Annotated in this window: 13 protein-coding genes; 2 read left to right on the top strand and 11 right to left on the bottom strand. The window is 36.4% G+C overall.

What is annotated here, in order from left to right:
• The first annotated feature begins 2 nt into the window (after window positions 1-2).
• Window positions 3-965, top strand: a complete 963-nt coding sequence (locus tag FGG15_RS07970) for a toll/interleukin-1 receptor domain-containing protein (protein ID WP_138834991.1) — start codon at window positions 3-5, stop codon at window positions 963-965.
• 36 nt (window positions 966-1,001) lie between these two features.
• Here FGG15_RS07970 and FGG15_RS07965 read toward each other — a convergent pair whose 3' ends face one another.
• The 11 genes from FGG15_RS07965 to FGG15_RS07915 all read right to left on the bottom strand — a co-directional run bounded on the left by FGG15_RS07965 (window position 1,002) and on the right by FGG15_RS07915 (window position 14,601).
• Window positions 1,002-1,382 carry a M15 family metallopeptidase gene (locus tag FGG15_RS07965; protein ID WP_161991936.1) on the bottom strand — a complete coding sequence of 127 codons (381 nt, stop codon included), beginning with the start codon at window positions 1,380-1,382 and terminating at the stop codon, window positions 1,002-1,004.
• Window positions 1,383-1,461: 79 nt separating this feature from the next.
• Entirely contained in the window at window positions 1,462-2,079 is a 618-nt protein-coding gene (locus tag FGG15_RS07960) for a peptidoglycan-binding domain-containing protein (protein ID WP_138834987.1), read from the bottom strand.
• A 96-nt stretch (window positions 2,080-2,175) separates the two neighbouring features.
• Complete coding sequence (locus FGG15_RS07955) at window positions 2,176-2,628, bottom strand: hypothetical protein (protein WP_138834985.1); 453 nt, start codon at window positions 2,626-2,628, stop codon at window positions 2,176-2,178.
• A gap of 234 nt (window positions 2,629-2,862) precedes the next feature.
• Window positions 2,863-3,465: a hypothetical protein gene (locus FGG15_RS07950; protein WP_138834983.1), complete on the bottom strand. Its 603-nt coding sequence runs from the start codon at window positions 3,463-3,465 to the stop codon at window positions 2,863-2,865.
• A gap of 2 nt (window positions 3,466-3,467) precedes the next feature.
• Window positions 3,468-5,120, bottom strand: coding sequence for a hypothetical protein (locus FGG15_RS07945; protein WP_138834981.1), 1,653 nt, complete (start codon window positions 5,118-5,120; stop codon window positions 3,468-3,470).
• A gap of 57 nt (window positions 5,121-5,177) precedes the next feature.
• The gene (locus FGG15_RS07940; RefSeq protein WP_138834979.1) at window positions 5,178-6,758 is read right to left on the bottom strand and encodes an FAD-binding protein; all 1,581 of its coding nucleotides are present in this window, start codon (window positions 6,756-6,758) and stop codon (window positions 5,178-5,180) included.
• A gap of 12 nt (window positions 6,759-6,770) precedes the next feature.
• The gene (locus FGG15_RS07935; protein WP_138834976.1) at window positions 6,771-7,142 is read right to left on the bottom strand and encodes a hypothetical protein; all 372 of its coding nucleotides are present in this window, start codon (window positions 7,140-7,142) and stop codon (window positions 6,771-6,773) included.
• Between the two features lie 231 nt (window positions 7,143-7,373).
• The gene (locus FGG15_RS07930) at window positions 7,374-11,951 is read right to left on the bottom strand and encodes a hypothetical protein (RefSeq protein ID WP_138834974.1); all 4,578 of its coding nucleotides are present in this window, start codon (window positions 11,949-11,951) and stop codon (window positions 7,374-7,376) included.
• Window positions 11,938-12,882: an AAA family ATPase gene (locus FGG15_RS07925; RefSeq protein ID WP_138834972.1), complete on the bottom strand. Its 945-nt coding sequence runs from the start codon at window positions 12,880-12,882 to the stop codon at window positions 11,938-11,940. The genes FGG15_RS07930 and FGG15_RS07925 overlap by 14 nt, the downstream gene beginning before the upstream one ends.
• Before the next feature lie 4 nt (window positions 12,883-12,886).
• The gene (locus tag FGG15_RS07920; protein WP_138834970.1) at window positions 12,887-14,152 is read right to left on the bottom strand and encodes a DUF4062 domain-containing protein; all 1,266 of its coding nucleotides are present in this window, start codon (window positions 14,150-14,152) and stop codon (window positions 12,887-12,889) included.
• Between the two features lie 152 nt (window positions 14,153-14,304).
• Window positions 14,305-14,601 carry a hypothetical protein gene (locus FGG15_RS07915; RefSeq protein ID WP_138834968.1) on the bottom strand — a complete coding sequence of 99 codons (297 nt, stop codon included), beginning with the start codon at window positions 14,599-14,601 and terminating at the stop codon, window positions 14,305-14,307.
• A 424-nt stretch (window positions 14,602-15,025) separates the two neighbouring features.
• On the opposite strand from FGG15_RS07915, the gene FGG15_RS07910 reads away from it, so the two are divergent.
• Window positions 15,026-17,926 (top strand): TIR domain-containing protein, encoded by a 2,901-nt coding sequence (locus FGG15_RS07910; protein ID WP_138834966.1) that lies wholly within the window; start codon window positions 15,026-15,028, stop codon window positions 17,924-17,926.
• The last annotated feature ends 87 nt before the right edge of the window (window positions 17,927-18,013 follow it).

Below are 18,013 nucleotides of genomic sequence, written 5' to 3'. Positions count from 1 at the left end.
ACATGACTACAAAAAGAAGATGCGGCATTATTTTGATTTTGGGATTTTCTCTTTTATTCCTTTTCCTGACGGGCATTTCTTTTGGTTCCGCAACAAATCATATCTACTGGGCTTGGTTATGGTTCATAATCATCTATATTCCATTATTAACAGTTCTTTTTCGTTCAAAACAAAAGAAGATAAGTAGAAAAGATAAACTCCTAGAAATACTCTCCTCAATACTAGTGTTGTCCACTTTTTTTGTGATTTGGGCAATGCTTCAACTTTATGATGATAATAATCCAAGTACATTTAGAAAACCCTTTATTATTTCTAGCTTTATTTTGTTTCCTTTTTCATGGATTTTGACCTTTCTGATGAAGAAAAATGAAACTGATTCTTCAAGTATAGAAAATGATGTTGAACATAAGAATCAAAGAGTCTTTATTTCCTATAATCATAAGGACAAAACTGATGCCCTAAAAATATATGCTAGATTAAAGCTTGAGGGTATAGAATTGATAATGGACGAATTCGATATGGAAGTTGGAGAAGACATTAACGAGTTTATCAAAGATTCAATAAGTAATTCCGGGATTACCTTATCTGTTATATCAAAAAATAGTTTAAGCTCGTCCTGGGTCGGCAAAGAAACCAAAGACACACTTTTTTTATTGGAGTATACCGGAGACAGGAAGTTGATTGGCTGCTATACCGATAATGAATTCCTAGATCCCGAATTTGTAAAAGATGCTGTTAAGGAGATTGATGAGAAGATAGAAAAGTTGCAAAATTTAGTCGATGCCCAACGAGATTTAAAGGTGGATTCGACAAACCTGAACGTTGAAATCACAAGATTGACCAAATTAAGAAATAACCTTCCTGATATTATCGGATACTTAAAAAGTGTTCTATGTCTTGATATAAGGGGATATAAATTTGAAGAGTCAATGCAGCAAATTGTTAAGTCGGTGAAGGAACAATAATTCTATTAATCACATTGGGTCTGACGAGGCAAAACCTTACTCCCCCAACTGCACAGCCCTTTGCATGGCTTGGTATCGTTCTTCCCATTTATCTCGATCTTTATTTAAATGGTCGTCGATATGCACCACATCCTTAATTCTAAACTTACCGCCCCAACGAAGCTTTGGGTCGGCTATGATTGAATCAATAAACTTTTTAACTGGTGCCGGAACTGCGGGATATTTATTGAGCACCTTTGAATTGGCCCATTGGTCATTACCGTAAATAACGTTCATGTCAATGCCATGACCCGCCATATGGTTGGAACGTTTTGCTGGCGTTACGATGGCCCCATTCACATTGGAACTTGTGCGAAAAGAACTTGTTACATAAACGTAGACATCTGCTTTCTCAGCATAATCATTGACCTTTTCCAAAGAGGGAATAAATTGTACGTCCGCCCGGCAAGGTTTGCCACGAAATCGTGATCCTTCAAAATATACCAGTGGTGAATTTTTATTGGGTAAGTTTTGCAATGCCAAATCCCCCCCACTTTTTACCATAATACGGATTAATTTTTTTAATCAATAGGTTCACCAAAGGGCGGGTCAATAAGTCCCCATCAGAAGTGATTCCATGGTCGTTGGCAAATTTTATCATGGCATTTTTGGTGCTTTGCCCATAAAGACCGTCAGCACCGTATTTTGGAAAATTCAGTTCCTTGCCATAACCCAATTCATTGAGCAATACCTGAATCGCGGTAATACTCATGGGCGTGCCTTTTGAAATGTATTTTCTTGTTCTAAGGTCAGATTTGTAGATGGACCATAAAATATACATATCGGGCAAAAAATCATGCCGTTGCAATAGCAGTTCCGCTAGTTTGTTTGAAACACTTAAACCATCACTTTGGTACTTGTTCTTCTTTGCAAATGCAGCAACTGCATTGACGGTCGCATTGCCATAGTCTCCATCCGCTTGATAATTGTCCCATTTCAATTCCGTTCTAAATCCAAGTTCGAACAGTACCAGTTGTAAATCGGTAATGCTGTTTTTTGATGGGGATCCCTTAAACAAGGATTGAGAAATATCTCCCTTATTTAATTCTGCTTCAATAATATTAGAACACTCCATAATAGTTGGTTTTTCGATGAATGAATCATTAATTTTGAAAGGGAACTAGATTCTTAATTTACGGAATTTCAAGTTCAAAACCTACATGGATTTGGACTAGTTTGGGAGCTCTATTCCTGAAGTCAATTCATTGAAGAAGGACCTCAGGTCTTCTTGCACGGCTTGCGTTTCTTTCTTTTCAAAAATTTCTTGTCGGTTCTTTCCGAAAAGCCTGTTTTTGGTATGGCCAAAGGATAAATAGTGTTTCATGGTGTCTATTTGAAAACCTTCTTTGTAATAGGGCCTGTCATAGTTGTAGGATATCCTTCTGGCAAATACAATCGTATTTGATGTGTCGGTCCAGTAGGTATAGTGTAGTTTCCCCATTTCCCCATATAACCAAAAGTCAAAAACGCAATAGTCTTTTTTGTCTGATGTAAATATAATCAACTCACCACCCTCGGTTGAAAAATCATCCAATGGTAATGTGTCTTTCTTGAAAATTATTTTGTCTGCTTCTAAATCACTGATTAAATCAAATACATCTGATTCCAACTTTTGAATTGACATTTCTTTTTTAAGAGAATTATTTTCTTTATAGATACATGATGATAAGGTAAGAGCGAAAACAAATATGTTTAGGAGATGTATTTTTGTTTTACGTATCATTTCACTTTTGGATAACTTGGTCAAATTCCAAACAAATATTTTCGAAGGACTGACCCGTCATTGAAATATTCAATTTTAAAAAGTTGTCCAAATAAATTAGAATCTTTCATTGTACTAAAGAAGTCTACGCATTTGTTATTTTTTCTGGGATAATTTATGTAGCTCTATTTTTTTGAGTTGATTGGAAAAGTGAAATAATAGATTTTCAGTGTTTTTATAAGATGTGTAATAGTGCCCTATTGAACCTAACCTTTCTTTAAATAACTCGGCGCTTTTAAAATATTTATCTGCAGATTCCAGTTTTGATGATATTTCCCTTGAGTAGACGAAAATTAATGGTTTCCCTTTTTTCTTGAAATTTGAAAAAGCGACTTCGAACTCCTCTAAAGTATATTCTCCAACTTTTGTAGAAAATAACATTACAAAAATATCACACTTACGAATGGCTTTATTGTATTCTTTTTGTAATCCGCCCAGAGCGACCGTGTCCAAGAATTTCTCCCATATTACTAATTCTATATAAATATGCTGTTTAATAAAATCATCATTTAACCTTGCCAAAATGGTTTCAAAGGCCCTTCTGTCTTCCTCAAGTTCCTTTGATGAGGCCAAAAAAACCTTAATTCTATGGTCTATGCTATCTGGATTAACTCCATATAGCTTTTTGACATTTTTGATTGTCATTTTTTTTACTACGTAATTCTTACCTATGGTATTTGCCTTAATATCTACTTTCATAGTCATTTTTTTGAAGAATCAGTCGACTTCTCACTTCTTTTTTTCTCAACAGACTTAATCGTTATTTTTTCGCCAACAATCAATTTTTCTATTTTGTCGGCATTGATGGAATAATTACCCTCCCCATCTTTATAGTCCGAAATATCATATCCCATACCATCAAAGGAATCCAACACGCTACGCGATATTTGGTCATAAAGAGTTTTTGCGGAGGCAATAGCCTCTGGTTGCCCAAAATAATCTGAGGTAAAGGTAAAGGAGTTTTCTTCCCTAAGATTTATTGGATAATAATAGATGCCCGGCCAGTTAACATTTTCTTCGATTATTTTTTTGTATTCCTTTTTGTAAACTGCGTGCTTTCTTACTTTCGAGAAAAGTGGATTTAACTTAGATATTTTCCTGATATTGGGGGACTTGCTGAATATTATTTTGTCTTTTCCAATTAAACCTTGGTGTTTTAACTCAAGGAAAGGAAGGGTATTTGTCAAATCATTGATCGAAAAAGTGAATAGACTCTTTACTGCAACTATAAACCCACCACTTTTCTTAACTCTTTTTTTCTCCGATTTGTATTTTGCAAGTCTTTTTAGCAAATACGCCTCATCAAATATTGGTGGCCCCAGAGTTGCTAATGAAATTTGGCAAGCTACAGCATTTTCAGCCATATAAGGTCTAATAAAAAAAGAAGCGGCGGTCATATGTCCAGGCAAAAGAACTTGAACCACAAAAAAGAGGCGACTTGACCCGTCCTTTTCTAGTTCTTTATTATTAGAGTTCTTTTCCAGTTCAAAATACAGTTTGGGAATTTTTTCTTCATTTAACCATTTACTTTCCATTCTCAATGAATCCCCATGAATTGAAATTACCCTCCCTGTTTTATAGTTCTGTAGGCCATAAACATCAATGTCCTCCTTGATTTTGGAAGCTATTGTTTCAAATAAACTTGAATTACTGGAGATTTCTTTTTTTTCTTTATCCTTTGGTCGGCATACAAACAGATTGTCCATTTGTAGTTTTCCGTACCCAGGAAATGGGTGTTGGTCGTCAAAAATGATTAAAATGGGTACGTTAGTATTCGAAATATCACCAGTTCCAATTTTACTTTTTATAGATTCTAAGGTCTCATTACTCTTTCCATCAATTGGATTTCCACGCCACGTATCATTGAGAAGATTTCTAATCATCTGGGCTCGAAATTCAGCATATTTCTGTCCTTTTCTATTTCGAATTATATTCCTGGATATGAAAAAACAAAATAATGATGACAGAAATGAAAATCCCAGGGGATAGCCGAAGAAAATCTCTATAGCTAAAAAAAGAAATAACACGAGAAAGGATAAAACCCATGGACCTATTATTGTCCAAGTGTTTATTGATTTTTTCATGTATTTTGTGGTGTCATAAATGATTCTTAAAAACCTCTCATAGTCAAACAAGTAATATTGTCCAAAATTGTTATATGGTGTGGGGTGGAATCGAGGAAGGGTATGCAATTCCGGAAAATCTGGATTCGCAATAAAAGCTGCAGCAATCAAATTAGTGGTCTTTTGCGTAATTAACCATTCTGATTCCCCATAGGACCCAACTTCAAACTCCGTTTCTATATCTTCGTTTTCAGAATTGGTTTTCATACCTTCATTTAATGGCCTTATCATGTTTCTTTGTTTGTATTGGAATATAACTTTTGTATGGCAAATATTCTTTCTTATTAGTTATACAATCGCCCCAAGAACTTTATGCAGCCCACAATTCGTAATAAACTTATTGTTGAATACTGCCAGAACGGAAGGTGAAAGTAATTGGTTACGAGCATCAATCCATGATTGTACCGCAGCGGCCCCATACATGTTCTTCACCCTATTTTCGTTAAGGTTAAAATTGATTTTGCCCCAATGCAAAGTGTATGCAATCCCCTCTTGTTCAAATGTATTCCAAACCGCCTCATAAAACTCACGGGCCTTTCCGCCATCAACACCATCCATTTCCAAAACACAGGTTTTTGGGAATTTGGTAAAGCCAAGGGTTGCTTTGGTACCATGAACGTAGCGCAAGGAAAGTCCGCCGGGAAAAGGTTTTTGCTTATTTACTTCAACAATGGTTTCCAGGGCCTTTGGGGAGTCTTCGATGGCAATGCCAATGGCTGCGCTGGCCACCTTGCCCCGAAATTTGGTATAGTTAAAAATTTCTTTCACCGTGCCTTGGATCGGAGGTTTAGGTTCGAATGCCAAACCGAACATGGCGTTGACCATCGCCGGGATTAGCAACCCTGAGCCCGGAAGTTTGTCTAATACAGTTGAAATAATTCCCAAAAGGTCGTCCCCATACGTAAACTCATTACTTCGAGACAATGGGGTATGTGGATTTGATGGGTCAATAGGTTTCTTAAACATATACTTTAAGAAGGCTCCTTTATCTGGGTCATTGGGTTCAAATTTGTGGATATTAAAAAGTACCTCAAAATGGTATAATTCCCCATTTTGACCCGTTCCAGGAAGTTGCAATCCACTAAAGTCCAAGGTGGTCATTGCACTTTTCAAGACATGATCGTAAGGAATATTACCAACACGATGTTCCGTAAGCAAAAATTGCGGTTCGGTTTCCACCATAACGCCATGGATAAAACCAAAACTTCCAAAAGAAACCAAAGCGGCATTGAACAAATCATCATTTTGAACCAAATCGGCATCCAACCAAGCTACAAACTCTGGTGATGTAACGGGATAAGAAGCGCGTTCCAACCAGATATGAGTGTCAGGACCGGTAACAATATGCAGTCCCACGACAAATTCAGGAATGGCACCCACGTTGATGGCCGCCCCATGGGTGCCGGTGGATAGGGCACCTGCAATGGTTTGACCATTACTTGCTCCTGATGCTTTGATGGAACGTGGAGGGTTCTTGGCATTCAGACGATTATTTACCTCATAAACAATGGTGCCACATTGTAGAAAATACAAATCTTCTGGCTGGAGAGCATATTGATCACTTACATATTTTTGAGTCAGGGGGAAGGAAAAGTTTAACGAAGCTGTGTCTATCAGTCCTCCTTCGGTTACCCCAACTTTTGTAAACGACCAACCACTGCCCATGGCGCGCAGTTTGAGATTGTTGTCCAGGGCATGTTGAATGAGCCATTGGAAGTTTTTAGTTGTTTGATGGTATCGTTCCCGTCGCTTTCCTTCTCTGGGATTACGTAGCTTGAATGAAGCATTTTCTACCAAATCATGGGTAAAATTTTCATGCTTATTGGTCCATTTTTTAATGGGCAAACGTGTTATTCCTTTGGGTAGCATGGGTATATTTTTTTAGTTGTCCAAATCTCCTTCGCCACCCTGGGGTCGAGCGCAGCCATAAATGGCGGTTCTATGGTTCACAATACCTAAGGTCACCAGACTTAATGCAAAATCAGTAAAAGAGGTTTTAACCACGGCCCAAGACATCGCATTTTCTTCACATGGGCAAACAGTGCCTTCAATTTCCGGGTTGGCACTGACAACTTTGATACTACCTGGGGCAACCCCCCACCAGTAACTCCAACTGGATTTTCGTTGGCACTCCAAATTTTCGACGGTGTCTTGATAGGGGCTGGCCTCTATACGGGTGCTCACACAAGAAGTGGCCAGTAAATTTGCCAGAACCAAAACCAAACAAGACGTTATGTGTTTTTTAAGTTTCATAGGATGAAAGAGGATAGGTTTTTAGTTGTAAGAAATTACGCAATTATAATTTGAAATAAAATACAATTTGTATAACCTGTAACAAATACATTGTAGATGGCTACATTAGCTCACAAGAGCTGCCATTAAAGGTTTAAGTCATACTAGGAATTACAGTGCAAAAATTTTTACTATTACATTATTGATGCCTCTAACTGTTCCTAATACAATTAATATTTTACCGTAAAGTAATTAGTTTTTAGAGTCTAATTTGGACCTTAAATCATTTAAAAATGATTCTGTTTTCACTTTAAGTAGTTCAATTGAAAATTGAAGATCTCCCGTCCATTTCCTTGTCTTTTGTATGATTTCTTCACGAAGTCTTTTTTTTACCTTTTTTGATTTTTCCAACCTATATCTATCGATTTCCATTCGGACTTGATCAAGTTTCAGAATATTTCTTTCATGGACATCGTAAATTATAGATTCGATAATTTCATTTAAAACTTGGGTTTGTGCTTTATCCCAATTTGTAGAAAAATCGCTTATTATCTTATCCCGGTTATTGTGAATACGTTCAAAAATTTCATTGTAGGCTTCTATTTGATTTGAAAATTCAACCGGATAGGAGGGCGCATCCAGCATAAAGCTGATATCACCATATGATCTCCAAACCTCTTCGACCCTCAGCAGATAGGTGTAGAGCAAATTGGAAATAGATTCCAATTCTTTTTGTTGCGTCTCTTTAATTTCTCTTTCATGTAATTGTAGAATTAATTTCCGTATCGATTCTTCTCTTGTGGTATTATCGGATATCAAGCCACGCCTAATAAAGATACTACTCTTCCTACTAATTTCCCCATTCAATTTTTGAAAGATTACTGTCAAGTTATATTCTCCACTATTGACATTTTCCTTTAATTCACCAAAAACTACGATTTCCGCTTTATTTACTTCAAGATTATCAATCGAACTATTTGTCAAATTCTTTATATCGGATGCTTCTTCTTCTATTTTTTGAACAGATACCAACCTGCTATAATTTCTTCTATCTAGAATCCTGTAGCGGTCTAAATTGATAAGCTCGGTCTCAAAATCGCTAGTTAACTCTGACGCAACATTCTTTAGTTCGGGAATTTCCGTTGAAAAATCCCACACATAAAGTGCTGGTCTCTCTGATCCGGAGTTCGTATGGTTTAGTTCTCCCGGTAGATTTGAAATGGTGGTCTGGGGTATCATTTTTTCTTCAGTATTTGGCAGGTTGTCGTTTATTCCGTCCTTTTCTTTTGATTTTCTTATGACAGCATCTTTTTCAATTGAGCCTTGAATGGGCTCACTTTTGATAGTGTCCCTCTCCACAGGGTTTATCGTTATTCTTGTATTTCGTCCGCCAAAAGCAATTTCAGCCCAAATGGAATTAGGTAGAACATTTTCCAAACGCAATAGTTTTACAATGTCTCCAGTTCGAATCACACCAGTTCTACGAATAATTTTTCTTGTTTTCCCGATTGCTCCATCGCGAATTGTTTGATCTCTTTTTGAAAAATAAAATTGCCCAATGTTGGGGATATCATGATATTTCTCGAACAATTCGTTTCCATTGGTCTCTTGAAATTGTACAAAGCCACGATTAGATAATAGCGAGTCCAGGATATTGACGGCCTCTCTATACGATTCGTGATTCGGATTAGAGTTTTTTAGGTAATCAAGGTAGGCTTTTGTTGTATTCTGGTTTTTAACGGCATTCCAATAAACCTGGTCAAATTCAGGACATCCCTTGTTTGTTCTTGAAAAAACGTCTGGACATTCGTCTTCATTATCCGGGAAATCATCTCCGTCCCTATCCACATCAAAGGAAATATTGTAGGAATTGGAATCAAAACGCACCTCTTCTGAATAAATAATGGAATCGTTTCTTACCAAGGTCATGGGGTACGATTTAAATTCACTGGAAGTGGAGTCAAGTACTACCAAACTTTTAAGGGTAAAGGCGACTTCCCGGTCGTTTTGGGGTTGATAATTAATGGAATTCTTTAGGTCATAGATGGTGGAGTCGTTCAATCGCAATTCTAGTTTACGGGTCGCTGAATCGTTTAAAATACTGTCCTTATAGAAAAGGGAAATATCACGCCTCGTTTGCTGTTCTCGAAGCATGAGCAGATTATTGTCAAAGCGTTTGCTATTGTTTGCAAAAGACAAGAAAAGCAGACCTGCGGTTGCAATGCACACTATGATGCTTGCAGCGCGAACCCAAATGCCATACAACTTAGAGCGCTTTTCTTTTAGTGTGTCTTCCAGATCGAGATAATTACTAAGCGACACGGTTTTTGTGCTTGAGGTGGTACCTTCCAGTATGGGATTCCCATTAATTAGAGTAGGCCAGGCCACTTTGGGGTTTTCCAAATAGGCTTTGGTTAAACCATCGGTAACATGATCATCTTTCAATAGCAATTCAAACAAGGCTCTGGAGTCTTTGTATTGTGAGTAGGATATCGGATCATGGGCATACAGGGTGAATTCATTCATCAATCGCTGGGTTTCCTTCTCTTCATAGGCAAAGTGGGTACTGTTCAATTCAGCTTCAGGAATCTCCTTCAAAACTTTTAAAATGGTCTCCCGAGCTACAATTTCGTTTTCCTTGGTCAAATGTTTGAGAAGCTCAAATCTTGTGAAGTCTGGAAATTCCCCCAATTTTATCCAATCCACACGGGCCAGCAATAGTAGCGAGGTAAAATTCAAGTGATGACCAAGTCCATGATGTTCCAGTACTGCTTTCCCAATACTCAATAGAAGTTCCCAACGAATTTTGGGGTAAACCGCCAGGGCTGCTATCCATTGAAACAGCACATTCCCATATTGGCCTCGATCTTTTGATTTTGCCCAATCTACATTTTCGCAATAGGTATATAATTCATCAAGATCTTCAAAATCTATAGGTGCCACTTTATAAAACTGATCCGTATATTGGGATAATAGTGTATCGATATTTGTGCCCTCCCTAAATAGTTTGGGCATCAGCAACAAGAGCCCAGGAATATCTACTGGGAAAATGGGAAGATGAGGTTTCAATACCGTATGTTCTTTGTTTCCCCAGTCCATAAAAGATGCAGGAGTGATGACTGCCTTGAACCGCCATCTTTCGAAAAGCTGAACGAAGTCCTTTTTTATATTGGGATAATCCGGATAGATCAATTGATAGCCATTACCGAACAGGAGTAGAATATGTTCTGGATATTTTTCACTGAGTGTTTCAAGGTTTATGGGCTGATTTTCCTTTTCACTGTAACACAATGAAGGGTCGATCTTGAAATAAAATTTGTTGATCAAAACGTTTCTTTTTCGCAGTAGATCAATCAAAAAATCGAATAATTTAGCTTGTTGGTCGTTGGTGTAATTACGATCAATGAGCACCAAAAACTCACTTTGTTGTGTTCGAGAGACCAGAACTGGGTTAAAAAAACCAGCATGTTGAATGGCCTTTGTAATGGTTTTTTGAACATGCAAATAAGTGCCTTTATCACTGATTCTAGAACGCATTTGCGTGGCAATACCGTTCATTTCAGCCTCAGGATAGGGCAAATAGTTCTTCTCAATGAATGGAATGTCAACGGCTCCCTTCTTTCCTTTAAAGGATTGGGTCAAACGGCCATATTCCGTTTTGTTTTCCTCCGTTTTTTCGGTTTCCGCTTTCTTGAGTTTCCATCTTTTTTCAAAAAAGTAGACCATGCCAATGGTGGACAAGGCGAGCAGTCCGAACAGCACATTGAACCACTTTTGCCGAACCATATAATTTGGTCTTAATTCAATAGCACCATCACTAGGATAGATATGGGCAGTAAATGGATTGGACCTATCTGTAGTTGGATTGTACGGATTCGGGTCGTAGGCAATAAGGGTAATATCCTCACCGACGTTACAAGATTCCTGATTGTAATTGGCTAAAAATTCAAAATTATGATTTCCTACTTCGGTGATGCGAGACCGCATCGTTACGGTTTGTCTTCTTTGTTGATTTTCGGTATTTGGTTCAATTGATTCATTAGCTATGATTTCAATATCCGAACCTACCCAAGTGGTTTGTTCAGGTTTCTTATTTCCGATCAAGGTAGCGGATAATTCAAAATCACGATTTATGGCAATGGAATCTCCCTCAAAAGAACGGGTGAGAATTAAGCTACTTTGTGCAATGCAAATACGTTGGGCTTTGGTAATGGTATCGTAATAGGCCACACCCTCATCTGAAAATTGAACATAAGCGGTAATGTTGTAAATTCCATCTTCACGATAATCATGTTTTAGAAGATTGTCCTTTGACGTACCATCACCCCAATCCACTGAATGGTCCAATTGAATGTGTTCCGAACCCTGCTCTAAAGAGAATGTTATTTCTACCCTTTCAGCGAGTGGGTCCACACTTGAGGTAATGGTCTCTAAATAGATTTGATGTTCCTTTGGCGGTGGGGGGTCTGGATAAAAATACAACAGTGCCAATGTTGCCAACAGCAGGGGAACTATCAAGAGAAATACCCATGAAGGGGTCGTTCTACTGGGTTCAACAGAGGGCTCTTTTTGGGCATAGTACTCCTCAAAAAGTTCAATAAACTGGTGTTGCTCTTCTTGGCTTTTGGCAAAAATGGGAACTAAATAGTTACAAAGCTCCATTTCGCTTTTAACCTTGTCAGCATATTTTTTAATAACCTGGTTTGCTTCGGTAATTTGCTGAGGGGTCACCAGAAAATTATGCTGTTTAAGAACAAGAAAAAAGTCATAAAGAGGCAAATGGACTTTGCCCATTGTCGCATTGGCGATATGCCCACTATTTTCGGTCAATCTCTTTTTTTAGTGATTCAAAATCCGACTTGTTCTTTGTGATCACCCCGAGCGTATCGATGATTTTTTTGCGATAACTGGAATCTGCATCCTGCCATTTCCTAAGATTGTCATTTAATAGCTCTTTATGCTGTAGACAGCTGACCCAATCAATCAGTTCAGAAGTAGCAGGTGGTTTACTGATGCTTTTATTATTCCGGAGCTCCATAAATAGTGTGATAGCATCGGAGTATACAGGGTTTTTAGACTCAAGTGCTGTTTCAACAATGTTGAACAACATGGTATCATCCGGAAAATTGATGTGATGGAAGACGCAACGTCGTAAAAAGGCATCAGGCAATCCTTTTTCACTATTGCTGGTAATAATGACCACAATAGGTTTTGTGGTGTCCTGTACCACTTGAAATCCATCCAATTCCTTAATCGCGAATTTGAAGGGTGGTTTTTCGAGTTCGGCCAGTAAGTCGTTTGGAAAATCCCTAGGGGCTTTATCAATTTCATCGATCAGCAGCACCGATCCGAAACCTACGTTGGGCAATACATCAGTGGTATAGTTACGAAATACATTCCAGTCCTTGTTGGCTGCTTTTGTGGCCAACAAAGCGGTGCCCATTTCATTAAAATGAATAAAAGACTCCTTCGGTTTGTTTTTCTTATCACCGAAATGGCCCACGGCATCATATTGGTAAAACAGATCGGTAGATTGTGAAACTGACTTGGTATTGAACCGGAGTGCTGTAGCTGCCTTGAATTTTTTGGGAAAACTATGGTGCAATTGTCGAGCAATAAAATCAGCACATTGCGTCTTGCCTGTTCCCGGTTCACCGGAAAGCAACAGTGGTCGTTCCAGAAATAGTGCAGTATTAATGGCTGCCATTAGTTCTGGATTAGGTTTGTAATGGTCTTTGGCAAGTTTCTCTAGCTGTAACATGGTGTCAGTTTTTATTTTGTAGTTCTTCCTCTAAATAATCTTTGATATCCTTTTTGACCTTTTTCATTGTAAAGGGGCCCCACGGATTTTCCAATTCATCCGCACCCAATAATTCATCCATTTCCACATCATCTATCCTTTTGAATTTGACAAACTCTTTCAACCAACTTGCGGTATCGTCACGGGATACTTCTTTGAGCTCATCAATTTCAGTAAGACACGTATTGTCTCCAATTGCTTTGGCTATTTTTGCGATAAAGGTTTCGAACTGCTTCACTTCACTTTCTGTTTTGTCCAAATAGGTGTAGTACATGATGAAAAGGTGGTTTCTGCTTTGTTCCGGTTTTGTTATCAAATAATGTGGTAAAAAAGCAATGAGAAAATGGTACAGGCAGTCCATTTTTTTTTCACATTTAAAATCAAATACATTGACCTCAATGCTCAAGAACAATTTTTCCGAATTGTCAAATTGGTAGCCATTGGTAAATTCGTTCACTCCTTTTGACCAACCATCAATGAATTTATCATTCAACTCTTTTCTGAATTTTTCATGTTCTATGGAGATGGTTGTCAAACTGGTATGGCATTTGTTGAAATCGTCACCCATTTCCATGCGGTGTATTCTTTCTACGAAGTCTTTTGGTGAGTTGGCATTTCTTGATGTAAAATGAAATGAACTTACATTTTCAAGTAGCATCCTCGAGAAATCATTGGTTTGAGGCACTCGATCGATCAGGATCATGGCATTTTCGTAGTCGGAATAATTGGAGAGTTTTTTAAAGTTATGTACAAAGGTCAATAATAACTGTTTGCACAGATTGTCGGGGGTGCTAAACGGATGAATGAATGCTGAATTCTCGTTGAGTGCCTTGTCGTAAAATTTTTGAAGGTTGTCATTTTCGAGATCCTTTAACTCGACAAAATCGTTTTCCTCACTGTCTTCATTGCTGTAAAAAACGAATATCTTATAGTTTGGATTGTTTTCGGCTTTCTTCTTCGCGGCGTCATATTCCATTTCGGTGTAAGAAAGTCCTGTTTCTTTAACCATCGAACCATATCGTTTGGCCAGTATCAATACATAAACATCGGCTGACTCCACATCATCAATACAAACCTGTATAGCCTTTTTGCCCACTTCAGGTAAATAGCCTTCCATCGCAATGAGACTATACTCATCTTGCAAGGCCTTATTTTGGAACATATCGATTATGGATTTTCGATATGAAACTAAATCCTTATAAGTAGATGAAATATAAACCTTTTTGCGCATGTAATGGTATTCAGATTAAATATAAGAATTTTATTACTCCTTGATTGCTGAATACTTCATGAATCATACAATGACATGAGATTTGAAGGCATGAGGGTGTTGAGCATGCTTGAAGCAGATTTGATGATTTGGTCGCCTGCAATCAAATAAGACTATAATGCTCCCAAAATGGTTATGCCACCCGCCGCACGCAATGAATTGGAAACCGTATTGAACGCTTTTTCCGGAAATCTGTCCGCCTTGATTTCCACAGTAATTCTCAACAATTCTGAATCAAACGCTTTAGAATAATAAAGTATTGGGGTTGCTTCATTTAATGATGATGGGGATAGTGTTTCCCGTTTATCCTTTCTTCTATAGATTTGGTGGATGGCTCTGGGTGCCGCATCAAAAGTGACATCATCTTTTATCGCCGAAGTGACCAATATATCTTGGTTGCTATTAAACATCCTTTCTTTAAATCACCCAGATAAACAGAGTCAAATCGTATGACCAAGGGTTTTCCGATACCGATAGGCTTAAAGGGATTGGTATCCGCCTCTAATTCGGCTCCCCTAAATAGTGTTTTTGATGTATTTTTCTGTGGATAGAGAAGTGGAAATGCCCATTTCATCCAATGTCATGATTTTCATATTATTCGAATCTTTAAAACACACCTTAAGTTTTAAAAACATGAAAATTATTGGTAAGTGTAATACTCTTTTTTTGTCAGTTTACTTTGAAATGACCAATGTTTAAAGTATTTTGAAATTTAACTAGTGTCACTTTACCATGCGTCCAGTAAATTCCCCTTTATTTAGCAGTATAAAGATTCGCTCATATTTTATGATATTATTATTGAGTTCATTCAACAATAAGTCAATTTAATAGTCGATGGAAAAAAAAATTTTTGTTTCTCATAGTAGTGTTGATGACAAAATTGTTGATAATCTTCTTTTAAGGTTTAAAAATTATGGTCTGTCAAACGATTTTTTCTTTGTGGACGGAAATGATCTGCGAACTGGTGATAATATTGTAAGAAAAATAGATAAAGCTCTTGAAGAATCGGAAATAACATTGATTGTTTATACTCAGGCTTTCTTGGAATCCCAATGGACAAGATCTGAAAAAGAGATTTCTATCAAACACTTAATTGAGGGTAAGAAGAAAAAGATTTATGTTCTAAAATTTGAGGATTTGCCTATTAAAGACCAATTTTTAGATGTGCAGTTAAGTCGAGATTTATACAATAACTCCCTATATGAAAAAAACATTTCACTTTTGGCCGAAGAACTCGGTCAAGACCTGGAAATTAAGAAATATTCTTTTCCTAAAATTATAAATGATGAATCACTTTTAGATTACCTAAAGTATATCTTTCTTAATAATAGACTTTCTTTGGAAAAAATCGATTCTTCTAGAATTGGACATTACACAAAGTTTTTCAACGGCATAGTTGAAATAGAAGGAAGTTTTAGAAAGAATGCTTCTAATGGAATATTTGAGGATATTTTGGGGTATGTGAAAAATGCCAATTCCGAAATACCGTTGCTAATTTCTGGTCATCCAGGATCTGGGAAATCAACTTTTTTGTCGATTTTATTTTACTACTTCTGGAACAAATATTCAGAGAGTCTGTTTGAGTATACACCGATATTTGTTGATGTAGATATTTACAACTCATATCTAGAGATAGAACAAGCAAGGAAAGCTTTTGTTAGAGATATTGAACCCATTCGAGATTATATTGTTGAAAATAAAAAAAAACCATTAATTATAGTTGATGGTTTGGATAACTATCTTAAGTCAGCAATAGACTTGAATAATACAATATTAGAGTTTTTAAAAGTCGGATTTGAAAGGAAGGTCATCATAGGTTTAAGCACCACAGAGCACTTTGATAATAGAAATGTCTTGCAGAATGTAAATTCTGAATCAGTTGTTAAACTTCAAAAAATTGATAAGAAAACATTGGATGTGAAAGCTTTTATAGAAACTTTTTCTACCATTTATAATCTTTCAAATTTCAATATTGATTCATCCAAAAAGATAAACGTTTTTTTGAATCGTCTTAATCAGGAAAGTCTTGATTTTTTTCTAATAAGACTGTTTTGTGAGAACATTAACCTAAATGAAAAACAGATAAGGTCAATTTCAGATTTAATAAGGACTTATATCAAGAACAAAACTGATGGACAGGAATCAACTTTAAGAAACTGTTCTGAAATTGCTTTCAATTTTTATGTTAATTCCGAAACAAATAATGAGTTCATTAAAAATCATTATAACCTTTGGAGATTGATACATAGTCATAACTTAATACGAGACTATCTTATAGCCTATAAAATTACAGAAAATTTAGTCCAGTTCAAAGGTAAGAAAGGAAATTTCTCAGAACAGGATTTGGAAATTTTAAAAAGGGTGTATCCACATTCCATTAACAATTTTTGTAAGGAAATAATAAATAGCACTTTTAACAGTCAAAAAGAAGTGCTTGATTCAATTCAAGTGCTTTTTGATAAAGTAGAGTTAACAGGTAAATCTCATTTTTGCTACTTATTAGGTAGATTAAGTCACAATTCCTTAAAGTCAAAATCAAAACAGTTTTTAAACGAAAAATTAAAAGTTGCTATTCAAGAAATAAATGGTATTAATGTATTTCAGGACCCAAAAACGATGCTATTTATAAGAACTATCTATATTTCATTAGCCTATCTTGGCGATAGAAAAAGCTCTGAAGAGTATTTGGATAAAATGATTTTTGATACGGAGTATGATAATATTAATAGAGGTTTTCATCTTGAGTACTATGGCGATATTGCTTATGATTTGTCGGACAGCATGTCTTTAACTTCTCATGACGACATTTTTCACCCTATCGCCCGGACCTTTGAAAAATTATATGGAAGGCTTAATGATTCAATTAAAAATGGAAAGATGCACACTTTGTTTTCCATAGAACTGTACACTCTTTGCTCATTGATTCAGCATAGACATTTAAAATTGGATTTGGATAAAACTCAAATCGATTTACTTACCAAGTTAATAAAAAATGTCACTGAAAAACCAAATTTTCTTTTGCCCGAAAATTTGGTTAAGTATCTTACTTTTTTTCTTGAAATAGTAGAAAACCCTAATTTGAGGAGTAGTTTTGATCTGTTTTTACCTGTTTATTCCATTAAAGAAAAAATTAGATCTGGTTGGATTTCATCAGAAAGAGGCCGAAATGTAAATGGTAATATCGAAACCATAGCGTCCCATACATATGCATGCGTTTTATTGGCCAAATTTTATCTTCAAGATAAACTACCCAAAGAAAAAAAAGAGACCTATCCGTTTTATAATAAAAGCAAAATTATTGAAATTCTGTTGTTTCATGATTTGCCAGAATTTAGAAACGGGGATATTCCAGATTTCTCAAAAACTGCTACTGTTATAGAAAAGGAAAGTGAGGCTGCTCAGTATATATCCATGCTCTCGTCTTATAATAATTTTGGAAATCTCAGTGACATCGAAACTAATTGGAAGAGGTATGAAGGGAGAATTGATTCGGCAAATAAACAATATATTAACTATGCAATTGCGAGGGACATTGACAAAATAGAAAATCTAATACAATTATTGGTTTATTACTTTGATAAGAAGCAACAAATTAATGATTTTGAAGAGTGGTTTTTAGATTTGGTTAGAAGAACGACTACTGAATTTGGCATCGAAATAGTTAGGGAAATATGTAAAACATATGACCATCAATTGTGCAATTTTTCCAAGATTGCTTCCTCCATTGATTTTTGAAATGGATTTTGTGTAAAGACTAAAACCTAATCTTCAAATTGACAATACTAAAGGCTTTGTCAGGGTTTAAGTTTTTATGCTCACCGA

This window comes from Flagellimonas algicola (genome assembly GCF_005937185.1).
In the GTDB taxonomy this organism is placed as follows: Bacteria; Bacteroidota; Bacteroidia; order Flavobacteriales; family Flavobacteriaceae; genus Flagellimonas; species Flagellimonas algicola.
Note: the sequence above shows the minus strand (reverse complement) of the source record. Positions and strands in the feature narration are given on the sequence as shown.

What these genes read in the sequence shown, in the direction of transcription:
- FGG15_RS07970 (WP_138834991.1), top strand. Translation starts at nt 3, where the DNA reads ATGACTACAAAAAGAAGATGCGGCATTATTTTGATTTTGGGATTTTCT.
- FGG15_RS07960 (WP_138834987.1), bottom strand. Translation starts at nt 2,079, where the DNA reads ATGGAGTGTTCTAATATTATTGAAGCAGAATTAAATAAGGGAGATATT.
- FGG15_RS07955 (WP_138834985.1), bottom strand. Translation starts at nt 2,628, where the DNA reads ATGTCAATTCAAAAGTTGGAATCAGATGTATTTGATTTAATCAGTGAT.
- FGG15_RS07950 (WP_138834983.1), bottom strand. Translation starts at nt 3,465, where the DNA reads ATGAAAGTAGATATTAAGGCAAATACCATAGGTAAGAATTACGTAGTA.
- FGG15_RS07945 (WP_138834981.1), bottom strand. Translation starts at nt 5,120, where the DNA reads ATGATAAGGCCATTAAATGAAGGTATGAAAACCAATTCTGAAAACGAA.
- FGG15_RS07940 (WP_138834979.1), bottom strand. Translation starts at nt 6,758, where the DNA reads ATGCTACCCAAAGGAATAACACGTTTGCCCATTAAAAAATGGACCAAT.
- FGG15_RS07935 (WP_138834976.1), bottom strand. Translation starts at nt 7,142, where the DNA reads ATGAAACTTAAAAAACACATAACGTCTTGTTTGGTTTTGGTTCTGGCA.
- FGG15_RS07925 (WP_138834972.1), bottom strand. Translation starts at nt 12,882, where the DNA reads ATGTTACAGCTAGAGAAACTTGCCAAAGACCATTACAAACCTAATCCA.
- FGG15_RS07920 (WP_138834970.1), bottom strand. Translation starts at nt 14,152, where the DNA reads ATGCGCAAAAAGGTTTATATTTCATCTACTTATAAGGATTTAGTTTCA.
- FGG15_RS07915 (WP_138834968.1), bottom strand. Translation starts at nt 14,601, where the DNA reads ATGTTTAATAGCAACCAAGATATATTGGTCACTTCGGCGATAAAAGAT.
- FGG15_RS07910 (WP_138834966.1), top strand. Translation starts at nt 15,026, where the DNA reads ATGGAAAAAAAAATTTTTGTTTCTCATAGTAGTGTTGATGACAAAATT.